8 protein-coding genes are annotated in these 11,823 nt (G+C 60.7%); 6 read left to right on the top strand and 2 right to left on the bottom strand.

What is annotated here, in order from left to right:
* Window positions 1-13: 13 nt before the first annotated feature.
* The 3 genes from ACERIM_RS17005 (at window position 14) to ACERIM_RS16995 (ending at window position 3,878) form a co-directional block, all read left to right on the top strand.
* Window positions 14-805, top strand: a complete 792-nt coding sequence (locus ACERIM_RS17005; protein WP_006648174.1) for an enoyl-CoA hydratase/isomerase family protein — start codon at window positions 14-16, stop codon at window positions 803-805.
* Between the two features lie 140 nt (window positions 806-945).
* Window positions 946-1,716 carry an IclR family transcriptional regulator gene (locus ACERIM_RS17000; protein WP_006648173.1) on the top strand — a complete coding sequence of 257 codons (771 nt, stop codon included), beginning with the start codon at window positions 946-948 and terminating at the stop codon, window positions 1,714-1,716.
* A gap of 881 nt (window positions 1,717-2,597) precedes the next feature.
* Entirely contained in the window at window positions 2,598-3,878 is a 1,281-nt protein-coding gene (locus ACERIM_RS16995; protein WP_373633561.1) for an RNA-guided endonuclease InsQ/TnpB family protein, read from the top strand.
* Window positions 3,879-3,928: 50 nt separating this feature from the next.
* Here the strand turns inward: ACERIM_RS16995 and ACERIM_RS16990 are convergent, their stop codons facing one another.
* Both ACERIM_RS16990 and ACERIM_RS16985 read right to left on the bottom strand, forming a co-directional pair.
* On the bottom strand, window positions 3,929-5,575 hold the full coding sequence (locus tag ACERIM_RS16990; RefSeq protein ID WP_373633560.1) for a thiamine pyrophosphate-binding protein: 1,647 nt from the start codon (window positions 5,573-5,575) through the stop codon (window positions 3,929-3,931).
* 187 nt (window positions 5,576-5,762) lie between these two features.
* Window positions 5,763-7,445, bottom strand: a complete 1,683-nt coding sequence (locus ACERIM_RS16985; protein ID WP_373633559.1) for a Na+/H+ antiporter NhaC family protein — start codon at window positions 7,443-7,445, stop codon at window positions 5,763-5,765.
* 389 nt (window positions 7,446-7,834) lie between these two features.
* Between ACERIM_RS16985 and ACERIM_RS16980 the strand changes: the two genes are divergently transcribed.
* From ACERIM_RS16980 to rocF, 3 genes are all read left to right on the top strand, one after another.
* Window positions 7,835-9,367 (top strand): aldehyde dehydrogenase family protein, encoded by a 1,533-nt coding sequence (locus ACERIM_RS16980; protein WP_006648170.1) that lies wholly within the window; start codon window positions 7,835-7,837, stop codon window positions 9,365-9,367.
* Window positions 9,368-9,513: 146 nt separating this feature from the next.
* The gene (locus ACERIM_RS16975; protein WP_006648169.1) at window positions 9,514-10,314 is read left to right on the top strand and encodes an IclR family transcriptional regulator; all 801 of its coding nucleotides are present in this window, start codon (window positions 9,514-9,516) and stop codon (window positions 10,312-10,314) included.
* Window positions 10,315-10,834: 520 nt separating this feature from the next.
* Window positions 10,835-11,791, top strand: coding sequence for an arginase (gene rocF, locus ACERIM_RS16970; RefSeq protein WP_373633558.1), 957 nt, complete (start codon window positions 10,835-10,837; stop codon window positions 11,789-11,791).
* Window positions 11,792-11,823 lie beyond the last annotated feature (32 nt).

Here is an 11,823-nt window from a genome sequence, read left to right as displayed (position 1 = left end):
ATAGAATAGATGTATGCGAGAGATCGGAGACGGTAACGTACTGCTGCGTATCGACGACCACCGCGCGGACGTCGTACTCAACCGACCGGAGCGACGCAACGCGATGAACCAAGCGCTGCTTCGCGATCTCCGAACGGCACTCGAGGAGGTCGAAGCGCGTGACGACGTTCGGGCCATGGTGCTTCTCGGCGAGGGCGACGTCTTCTGTGCCGGGATGGACCTCGAGATGATGAAACGACGCGGCGCGGACGACGCGCCCGACTTCGAGATGGGACTCGACGACATCACCCACTTCATCGACGACATGAGCGTCCCGTCGGTCGCGAGCATCAAGGGGGCCGCCATTGCGGGGGCGTTCGAACTCGTGTTGCCGGTCGATTTCAGGATCATCAGCGAGGACGCCAAATACGGCGTCATCGAGGTCGAACTCGGGCTGTTTCCCTCCGGTGGGGCGACACAGCGACTCCCGCGGCTGGTCGGTCTCTCGAAGGCGAAGGAACTCGTCCTCACCGGCGAGTACATCGATCCACGGGAGGCCAAAGCGTGCGGGCTCGTCCACGAGGTCGTTTCCGACCGGTCGGCGACCGACGACCGGGCTCGCGAGTGGGCCGACTCGTTGACCGAAAACGCGCCACTCGGCATGAAACACGCCCGACAGCTGTTGAACGCCGCGCTGGAGACCCCGCTCGAGCAGGGCCTCGAACGCGAAGGCGAACTCGGCGAAACGTTGACCGAGACCGACGACTACACCGAAGGGTTCGCGGCCCGACTCGAGGGTCGCGAGCCGGAGTTCACCGGACAGTAGCGGTCACTCGCCCGTTCTCCGGCTGGGACATCCACTTCAGTTGGGGTCGATCGGCGACGCGAGTCCGCGTCGTTTCTCTCGAGCGACCCCCGTCCGATATTATCGGATGGCTTTAGTAACTGGCCCGAACGGTCTATGGTATGGCACAACAGGGTCCGAAAACGAATCAGCTCCAATCCGTTCGAACGACGTTCAAAATCATCGACTCACTCAAACGAAACACGGCCGAGAGCGTCTCGACGCTCGCTGAACAGCTCGAGCTACCCAAGAGTACGGTCCATTCGCATTTGACGACGCTCAACCAACTGGGTTATCTGATCAACGAGGACGGGACCTACCGTCTCAGTTATCGCCTCGTCCACCTCGGTCGGACGATCGAACAGTCACACGAACTGCGCCGGATCGTCTCGCCGACGGTCGAAACGTTGGCTGCTGAGACGGGTGAACAGGCCTATTTCGCCGTCGAGGAAAACGGTCTCGCCACGAATATCGTCGTCGCTGAGGGCGAGCGGTCGATCCGCAGGCAGTTCCTGCCAGGCGGCCAGGCACGGATGACGAACACGGCGACCGGCAAGGCGATTCTCGCACACTTGCCACCCGAACGGGTCGACGAGATCGTCCAACGATGGGGGATGCCCCAAGCGGCTCCGGGAACGATTACCGACGAGACGGAACTCGCCACCGAACTCGAGACGATCCGGACGGACGGCATCGCGTACGCTCGCGAGGAGAGCGTCAAGGGACTGCTCGAAATCGCGATACCGATACTGGACGACGACGGGCATCCCCACGGTGCCCTCGAGATCGCGGGTCCGACCAAGCGACTCGACGATGACGACTACCGGCACGAACTCGTCGACGAGATCGAAACCGCCGGCAACGAGATCGAAGTCAATCTCTCGATCAGGTGAGCCCCCCAGTCACCGATTGGCAGCGGCGTCGACCGTCGGTATCATCTCGTTCGAGTCGATCGGATGGTCGCCCCGATATTACAACGATATACTTGTAAACCTAATCGAGAGCGACCGAACCGGAAGGCGTTCGATCGACGCACGTGACCCACGAACCGGTCGTCGTCCCGTTCCGCGAGTTCGAACGGGATATCGCAGTCGGGAGTCACGCTTCGGCGATCCCCCGTGGCCTCGTGTCGACATGGTAATCGGTTCCCTCACCCCCGAATAGCTATCTATATGCATATATGTCTACGGTTACCTCAGGAGATTGTCTATCACGCCCTCGAGCGCTACACAGTGCCCATCGAAACCGACCGCATATCGATGGAGTAAGGCAATCGGCCAATCGGTGACATCGACCGGGAAAACGTTCCGCGACGTGGCGTGCCTCGACCGGTTGGTGAGGGATACCGTGAGTACCGTATTCTCCCTCAGGTAGCTTTAAGGACAGGCATCAGGTCGTTTCGAGACGGCCTGGGCAACAACCGAGCAAGAACTCGGCAATCGGGTCCACGGGTTCATCGCGTCCGTCGCAGTCGGACTGGTGCCGGGAAGCGACCGTCGTCGTTCCCGTTGCGGTCGATCGTGTTCCATCGTTCGTGCCTGGCAGCTCGAGAATGTATACTCTATCAGAATAGTATGTGAATGCGATAGGTTGTACATCTATCTTTAAGCAGCGAGAGAATCCCGGCGTTTACGGAAATACAAGGAGAAAGCCCCGCCCTTTAGGGCGGGGATGAATCCGACACTTTTCTTCACAAACCACTATTCGATGGCACGGCAGAATATTCCACGGTCGAATCCATGTTTTCAAGTAGGTTTGTCAACATAGATTACGTATGGCGAAACAGGTCGTCGCCCGCACCTACACTGCCTCCATCAAGAACCAGCAACAGGTGCAGGATGACCTCGACGCCCTCGGGTTCGCCGCCTCGAAACTCTGGAATGTCGGACGGTGGACAATTAGTCGTGTCTGGGATGAAATCGACTACATCCCCGAACACGACGAACTCACTGCCTACCTCAAGAGCCATGAACGCTACGATGACCTGCATTCTCAGTCAAGTCAGCGCGTTCTTCAAGAACTCGCTGAGGCGTTCAACGGCTGGTACGGCAAACGACGCAACGGAGACCAACGGGCGAACCCGCCCGGCTACCGCAAACACGTCGACGACCACCCGCGTAGCACGGTCACGTTCAAGAACAAAGGCTTCAAACTCGACACCGAGTACAACCGAGTCCGACTCTCGAAAGGCTCGAACCTCAAAGAATACTGGTCGGACTTCGTTCTCTGCGAGTACCAGACTCGTCCCGACGTTGACCTCTCTACCGTGGAGAGCGTACAACAGGTTCGGGCAGTCTGGACAGGTGAAGAGTGGGAATTGCACATTGTGTGCAAAGTCGAAGTCGAAGTTTCAGAAGTTCCCGGTGAGAAGACGGTGGGTGTTGACCTTGGTATCAACAACTTCGCCGCGCTTGCCTACGAAGACGGTCACAGCGAACTGTACCCGTTGAACTGCTTGAAGCAGGACGACTACTACTTCAGCAAGCGACTCGCTCGCTGTGATGACTCTGACTCAGAGCAGGCCAATCGGTTGAACCAGAAGAAGTCCGCTCGGCGCACCCACTACTTCCACACCCTCTCCAAGCACATCGTCCAACGATGTGTGGACGAAGGAGTTGGAACAATTGTAGTGGGCGACCTCTCCGGCATCCGTGATGACGAGGAGAACGGCAAGGCGAAGAACTGGGGGAAACACGGCAACCTTGACCTGCACTCGTGGGCGTTCGATCGCTTCACCGACCTCCTCACGTACAAGGCCGAGATGGAAGGTATCTCGGTTGAGGAAGTGTCCGAGCGGGATACCTCGAAAACGTGTTCGTGTTGTGGTCGCAAACGTGATGCAAACCGTGTTGAACGCGGACTGTACGTCTGTGATGACTGCGAGACGGTGGCGAACGCTGATGTGAACGGTGCTGAGAACATCCGGCAGAAAGTATCTCCGAATTCGCCGAGTCTTTCGGCGAATAGGAGTAACGGTTGGTTGGCACAGCCATCGACGTTCCTGTTTGACAAGGAAACTGGTGCGTTCGCACCTCAAAAACAGGTCACGTCGTAAACCACAATATCCCAACGTGGGAATCCTCGCCCTTCAGGGCGGGGAGGATGTCAATCAGTACGCATCCAGTCGCTCGCCTGTGGCTCCGACGGATCGGTGGGGATCTGAACGAGGACCGGTTCGTCCGCCACGGCTGCGGACCCGACCGTCGACCGTATCTCGTCGGGGTCTTCGACACACTCACTGCGCATTCCCATACTCTCCGCGAGCGACGTGAACGAAATCGGCGCGTCGCTCCAGTTGTACTCACGGTCGGAGAGATCGTAGTCTCGCCCCGCCTGATCGCTGATGATCGCGTAGTCCTCGTTGGTGAACACGACGACCGTAATCGGAACGTTCTCCGCGACGGCCGTGTGGAGTTCGTGGATGCACATCATGAGGCCGCCGTCGCCGGTGAGAACGACGACGTCGTCGTCGGGATTGGCGAGCTGTGCGCCGATTCCTGCCGGGAGACCGGTTCCCATCGTCGCCCACGATCCCGGGTTGACGTACGACCGTGGACCGGCCGCCGCAAAGACGTTGAGCGCCCAGACACGAAACCCACCGGCGTCGACGGAGACGACCGTGTCCTGTGGAATGGCGTCTCGGACGCTCTCGAGTGCGCTCACCGACGTCAACGGGGGCGACGAGCCACGGAGTTCGTCGAGGCGGTCGCTCGTCGCTTCCCGGACCGCCATCGCCCGCTCCGTCCCGTCGCTGGCACGGATCGGTCGGTCCGCGAGCGCGGCCTCGAGTTCCGAGAGCGCCACCCCGGCATCGGCGATGATGCCGACCGTGGGATCGTAGCCGTTCCCGAGATCGTCGGCATCGAGGGTCACGTGGACGAGGTCATCGGGCAGTTCGACGCTCCAGGTCCGGGTCGCGACCGCGTCGAAGTCCGTCCCGACCGCCAGTGCGGCATCGGCGGTGGCGAGACAATCGAGGAGTTCGGGGGATGCACTGCCCGAAAGCGTTCCGGCGACGTACCCGTCGGGATCGTCGGGGAGAACGCCCTTGCCCTTGTACGTCGTCACGACGGGTGCCTCGAGCCGGTCGGCCAGCCGTCGAAGCGAGTCGCTCGCGTTCGCGGCACGGACGCCACCGCCGGCAAGGATCACTGGCGTCGTCGCCTCGGCAAGCAGCGTCGCAGCCGCCTCGATATCCGATTCGGCGGCGCTCTTGACGTACTCTCGGTTGTACTCTCCGGGTGTCGCCAGGGGAACGTCCATCGTCAAGAAGTTTTTCGGGATTCCGATCCGGACCGGCCCCTTGGGCGGCGTCTCGGCGATCGCGATGGCTTCCTCGACGATCGCGGCCGTGCTTTCCGGTCGTTCGACGAGCAGGTTCTCCTTGACGACGGTATCGTAGGTTTCCGGTGGCGTCTCGTGGATTCCACCGCCCCCGCGAACCTCGGGTTCGGTCTCGACGGCGATGTGAACGAGCGGGGTACAATCGTTGAGTGCGTTTTTCAGCCCGTTCATCGCGTTCATGTCGCCCGGCCCGGGGACGACAGCCGTCGCTGCCGGCGTGCCGCTCGTTTCCGCGTACCCCCACGCTTGATGGGATACGGCGGTTTCGTGGCGTGCGACGACGAACCGGATATCGTCACGTGTCCCGATCGCTTCGTTCAACGGGAGCGTCTGTTTGCCCGGAATGCCGAACATCGTGTCGATCCCATTGCTCGTCAATCGTTCTATCACGGCACGATTAACATCCATACCTCGTCATCGGAAACCAGATACTTATGATCTCCCATTCCGGTTATCGCTTCGCCAGCTGAAACGGTTGTGGCCCGCCCGTGGCTCTGTGTCGCTTCCCGGATAAGAGGGTCGGGGGGCCGACTCGCGCTTCAAATTGTGAAACGATACCGAGAGACGCAGTTACCGGGAACGGTCGTCGCGGACGTTAATCGGTTCCCTCCGGCGCTGTACCGTGTTCGGAGTCGGCGTCCTGTCCGGTCGGGTCGACATCGCGTCGCATTGTCCCGACGTCGATTCCCCGTCGATTCGCGTCGAATTCCGACAGCCCGTACACGAGTCCGACAAGCAAGACGACGCCGATCGGCAGGAATACCAGTGGCGGGACGGCAAAGAAGCCGTACAGGAGATAGCAGACGACGACAACGGTCGCAACGGTCGTCGCGTAGTACGCTTGCGTCCGGACGTGGTCGACGAGGTCGGCACCGGTAAAGGTCGACGAGAGAACGGTCGTATCCGAAATCGGTGACGTGTGGTCCCCGAAGATCGCGCCGGAGAACACCGCCCCCACGGTGACGGGTGCGAGTCCGAACCCGCCGGTGAGATCGAACGCGACGGAGATCGCAACGGGTGTCAGCAGGCTCATCGTCGCCCACGACGATCCCATCGTGAGCGAAATGAACGTCGCGGTGATGAAGACGGCAACGGGGAACAGTGCCACCGGAATCGTCCCTTCGACCAGCGTCGCGACGTATGCCCCCGTCCCCAGTGCATCGGCGACGGTACTGATCGACCACGCCAGGATCAGAATCGTCACCGCAGTCAGCATGAGTTCGAACCCTTCGAGGATGGCATCGACGCCTTCGTCGGCTGTAAACAGGTCGTATACGATACCGATACCGAACGCTGTCGAGACCATTGCGAACGATCCCCAGACCAGTGCGGTCGTCCAGGACCCGTTGCCGGCGATGGTCGTCGCCGTTTCGACGAACGTCGCGAACTCACCTGCGAGCAGTGACTCGACCACCGGCTGACCATCGTAACCGGTCCGAAGCGCGCTGCCGATCGTAACGGCGATCAGGACCACGATCGGGAGCAGAAACGTCCGAAGCATTGGTCGGTCAGTGATCGGATCACTGAGATGGCCCTCGACTTCCTGTAACGGGTCCGCATCGTCGTCGTTGACCTTGCCCGTTTCCCAGGCGCGGCGCTCCGCCGTGAGCATCTCACCGTAATCCCGCTGTGTAACGACGATGACGCCGACCATGACGATCGCAAGAATCGCATAGGCGTTGTACGGGATCGACTCGAGGTAGACGGTGAAGACGTCCGGTGTCTGGACGCCCGCTCCGGTTTCGATATTGCTGAATGCCTCGTCGATCATCGACAGCTGAAACGCAACCCATCCCGAAATACCGATCGTCGCGACGGGAGCGGCCGTCGAGTCGACGATATAGGACAGTTTCTCTCGTGAAATCTTGACTCGGTCCGACGTTTCACGCATCGTGTTCCCGATGATCGCGGTGTTTGCATAGTCGTCGAAGAACAGCGCCATACCCAACAGCCAGGCGACGATCCCGACTTTCCGTCTCGTTTCGAGGCGTTTGCTCGCGATCTCCTGAATAGCGATAGCACCGCCTAACCGCCAGATCAGTGCAACGCCCGACCCGAGGAGGAGCGTGAAAATCAGGATTTCCGCGTGAAACCCGTCATCGGCGATGATGGCTGCGACGACCCAATCGAACGTCTGTCCGATGCCGAACCCGCCGGTATAGATGACGGCACCGAACCAGATGCTAACGAACAGTGAGAGGATGATACGTCTCGTGGTAATCGCTAACGTGATCGCTAAAATCGGTGGTACGAGGGAGAGTATCCCGAATTCACCCATAGACCCCAATGAATCATGGCCTTTGATAAGTCTTTCCATGGCTGATATACTATGCCACGATATCGAGCCCGGAGTCCATTGTGTACGTCCGCAGGGCCGATATCCCGCAAACTCTCGTCACGATACCGTCCATTTCAGAATATCAAATCAGACGCATCACGTTGTATTACAAACGTATGTCTGTAACGTTACCGAGAGTGTGTGATGGTGTAACGTCCAAGGAGCGGCCGCTTACCGTACTCTATCGTTCGTGTTCGCTCCCTTTTCAGTCGCCGCATTCGCTCGAACACGTATTTGATATATACGAACCGCGTACTCCCGGTGAGCCGTATCACGGACCGCTCACGCAAAGATGAACAATTATATGCGCCACAGGAGAACGGTCGAACGTGAGTCGATCAACAGCAAGTGGAACTAATCTCCACTATATCAACGGCGAATGGACGAGCGGAACTGGCTCCGAAACCTTCGAGAGCGAAAGCCCTGCCACCGGCGAGACGCTGGCGACGTTCCAGCGTGGCACCGAGGCGGACGTCGACGCGGCCCTCGAGGCGGCGGACGAGGCCTTCGAAGAGTGGCGGGAACTGTCGGCGATCGATCGCGCGGAGTACCTGTGGGAGATCTACCACGAACTGCGCGAGCGCCACCAGGAGCTCGGCGAGATCGTCTCGAAAGAGTGTGGCAAAGAGATCTCGGAAGGGAAAGCAGACGTCACCGAGGCCTGGCACATGGTCGAATGGGCGGCGGGCAACGCGCGCCACCCACACGGCGACGTCGTTCCGTCGGAGATTCCGAGCAAGGACGCGTACATGCGCCGGAAACCGCGGGGCGTCATCGGCTGTATCACCCCGTGGAACTTCCCGGTCGCGATCCCGTTCTGGCATATGGCCATCGCGCTGGTCGAGGGCAACACCGTCGTCTGGAAGCCCGCCGAGCAGACCCCGTGGTGTGCCCAGATCATCGCCGAGATGTTCGAGGACGCCGGGATTCCCGATGGCGTCTTCAACATGGTCCAAGGGTTCGGTGATGCCGGCGCAGCGATTACCGACGACGAGCGCGTCGATACCGTCCTCTTTACCGGCTCGGCCGAAGTCGGCCACGAGATCGCCGGCAAGGTCGGCGGCGAACCCGGCAAGCTCGCGGCCTGTGAGATGGGTGGCAAAAACGGCATCGTCGTGACCGAGGAGGCCGACCTCGACATCGCCGTCCACGCGGCCGTCATGAGTTCGTTCAAGACGACCGGCCAGCGCTGTGTCTCGAGCGAGCGGCTGATCATCCACGAGGACGTCTACGACGAGTTCAAAGAGCGGTTCGTCGAGATCGCCAAGGACGTCGCCGTCGGCGATCCCCTCGAGGAAGAGACGTTCATGGGGCCGGCGATCGAGGCCGACCACGTCGAGAAGATCCACCGGCACAACGAACTCGCGCGCGAAGAGGGCGCGAACGTCCTGGTCGATCGATTCGAACTCGAGGACGACGAAATTCCGGACGGCCACGCGGAGGGCCACTGGGTCGGCCCGTTCGTCTACGAAATCGACTACGAGTCGGACCTGCGCTGTCTCAACGAGGAGTGTTTCGGCCCCCACGTCGCCCTCCTCGAGTATTCGGGTGACATTGAGGACGCGGTCGAGATCCACAACGATACGCCCTACGGGCTGGCTGGGGCGATCATCTCGGAGGACTACCGACAGGTCAACTACTTCCGCGATCACGCCGATATCGGGCTCGCGTACGCGAACCTGCCCTGTATCGGCGCGGAGGTCCAGTTGCCCTTCGGCGGCGTCAAGAAATCCGGCAACGGCTATCCGAGCGCCCGCGAGGCCATCGAGGCCGTCACCGAGCGCACCGCCTGGACGCTGAACAACTCCAAAGAGATCGAGATGGCCCAGGGACTGTCGGCCGACATCACGACCGACGAATAACTGGGCTCACGAGTCGGATCGACTGCGAACCGGCGACGATTTTCCCCTTTCGCGGTTCCCACCCGAGATCGGCCTCGGTTCCGCGTTCGAATAAACGCGTTTGATATATGCAAGTGTTTAAGAAACAGCGCTATAGATGAAGGGCTATGTTCGGAACCGCAAAGGAAACGAACGGTCAGCGGGAGATCAAATCAGTCCACAAGATCGATGAAATACTGGCCGCTATTAAACGGCTCACCGAGGGAACGCTCACGGAGATCACCGAGGAAGTCGACCTGACGAAGGGCACGGTCCATACGTATCTCCGGACGCTTCACAACTGTGGCTACCTCACGGAGGAAGACGGCGTCTACCGACTCAGCTTACAGTTTGTCACGGTCGCGGAACACGTACGAAACGAAACCAGCCTGTACATGGCGGGCCACGACGAGATCGACGAACTCGCCGAACGGACCGGGGAATACGTACACCTCGTCGCTGAGGAACGCGGTCGCGAGGTCACCCTCTACGAGAGTCGCGGCGAATACGCGATCGCGACCGACTACCACCTCCGTCTGCGCGAGACACCGCAGTATCTCCACCACAACGCCGCCGGGAAAGCGATGCTTGCACACTTCGATGCGGACCGTCGAGACAGGATACTCGACGCCCAAGAACTCGAGGCACAGACGGCAAACACGATCACGGACGAGACCGAACTTCGGGAAACGCTCGAGACGGTACGAGAGAACGGCTATGCGCTCAACGACGAGGAGGAAATCCGTGGCATGCGTGCCGTCGGTGTACCGATCCGCGTTCCCGACGGTTCCATCTTCGGTGCAGTGAGCATGAGCGCACCGGCCAGTCGGCTGAAAGGCGAGCGGTTTCGGTCGGAGGTCCCCGAACTCGTCATGGAGACCGCCAATCTCATCGAAGTCAACCTCGAGACCGCACAGCGTGACGGCTGATTCGACGTGATGTCGAGCCGGGAGTTGCAAAGAATATATATACTGGCGTAGAGTTACCGTGACGATACACGGAACATGCCTGTAACTACCCAGCGACGGTGTCCAGCGTGCGGTGCTGTTATTGACACCCACGAACCGGAACCGAGATGCGGGAACTGCTACTGGAGTAACGGTACGAAACAACCGAGTGACTGACGCGTGTCTTCGGCAGCCGCACCGCTCGTAGCCGCCGCGAGAGTCGCGACCGACCGGCCGATGCCGACACGTTCGCTACCCCGGGTGGCGTGACAGTGAACGACGGCGAGTTGCTCCGACAGCTCACCCGTCGGAGCCGATCGCTCGAGTGTGGGGACCTCCCGTTCGACGCCTGGCAGACGATCCGGACGGCAGTCGAAAAGCGAAACGTCCTCCGGGGAACTGCCGTGCGTGCTACCCAGTGGCTACGACGTAGCGACGCGCGGGACACGAGGGCTAACATCCTGCCGACGAAACGGAACCATCGACGAGTCTTTCCACCAGCATGACAACACCAACCGACGCCAGAATCGACCACCCGAACCGATCGACGACTCGAACCGTTCGCCTGCTCGGCGCGCCGCTCGATCTCGGAGCGGATCGGCGCGGCGTCGACATCGGACCGCGAGCCATCCGGTACGCGGATATTGCCGGCGAACTCGAAACAGCCGGCGTTGATTGTACCGATTGCGGAGATCTTCGCGTCCCCCGAATCGAGCAGTGTGATGTCCCGGCTACGGAAGACGATGCGAAGTATCTCGACGAGATCGCCGACGTCACCGCCGAACTCGCGGACGAGGTCGCCGACACGATTGCGGACGGTGACGTTCCGATCGCTCTGGGCGGCGATCATGCGACTGCGATGGGAACCATCCGCGGCGCAGCACGAGCGGCGGACATCGGGGTTCTCTGGTTCGACGCCCACGGGGACTACAACACACCCGACACCTCTCCCAGTGGCAACGTCCACGGGATGCCCCTGGCAGCCGTCACTGGCACCGGTGAGTTCGACGGACTCGACTGGACGACGACGCCGACCGTCGACCCGTCGAATACGGTCATCGTCGGCGCACGACGTCTTGACAACGCCGAGCGAACCGCCCTCAAGGAAAGTGACGTAACCGTGTTCACGATGCACGATATCGACGAACGCGGTATCACCGCCGTCGTCGAGGACGCGCTCGATATCGCAACCGACGGCGTGGACGGGGTTCACGTCAGCCTCGATCTCGACTGGCTCGACCCGACGGTCGCACCGGGCGTCGGGACCCCCGTTCGCGGCGGCGTCGAATACAGGGAAGCCCACGCTGCACTCGAGTGCGTTGCCGAGCGCGACCGCGACGCGGAGCTACTTCGCTCGGTCGATATCGTCGAGGTGAATCCGATTCTCGATCGGAACAACCGCACCGCGGAAGTCGCAGCCGAACTCGCCGCCAGTCTCCTCGGCAAACGGATAGCGTAACGCTTCGGTAGCCCTTCGATCGGAGTCCCTGT

This window comes from Natrinema sp. H-ect1 (assembly GCF_041821105.1).
Classification (GTDB): Archaea; Halobacteriota; Halobacteria; order Halobacteriales; family Natrialbaceae; genus Natrinema; species Natrinema thermotolerans.
Note: the sequence above shows the minus strand (reverse complement) of the source record. Positions and strands in the feature narration are given on the sequence as shown.

Bases quoted from the DNA above. Each gene is read 5' to 3' on its own strand.
- ACERIM_RS17005 (WP_006648174.1), top strand. From the start codon at position 14: ATGCGAGAGATCGGAGACGGTAACGTACTGCTGCGTATCGACGACCAC.
- ACERIM_RS17000 (WP_006648173.1), top strand. From the start codon at position 946: ATGGCACAACAGGGTCCGAAAACGAATCAGCTCCAATCCGTTCGAACG.
- ACERIM_RS16995 (WP_373633561.1), top strand. From the start codon at position 2,598: ATGGCGAAACAGGTCGTCGCCCGCACCTACACTGCCTCCATCAAGAAC.
- ACERIM_RS16990 (WP_373633560.1), bottom strand. From the start codon at position 5,575: ATGGATGTTAATCGTGCCGTGATAGAACGATTGACGAGCAATGGGATC.
- ACERIM_RS16985 (WP_373633559.1), bottom strand. From the start codon at position 7,445: ATGGGTGAATTCGGGATACTCTCCCTCGTACCACCGATTTTAGCGATC.
- ACERIM_RS16975 (WP_006648169.1), top strand. From the start codon at position 9,514: ATGTTCGGAACCGCAAAGGAAACGAACGGTCAGCGGGAGATCAAATCA.
- rocF (WP_373633558.1), top strand. From the start codon at position 10,835: ATGACAACACCAACCGACGCCAGAATCGACCACCCGAACCGATCGACG.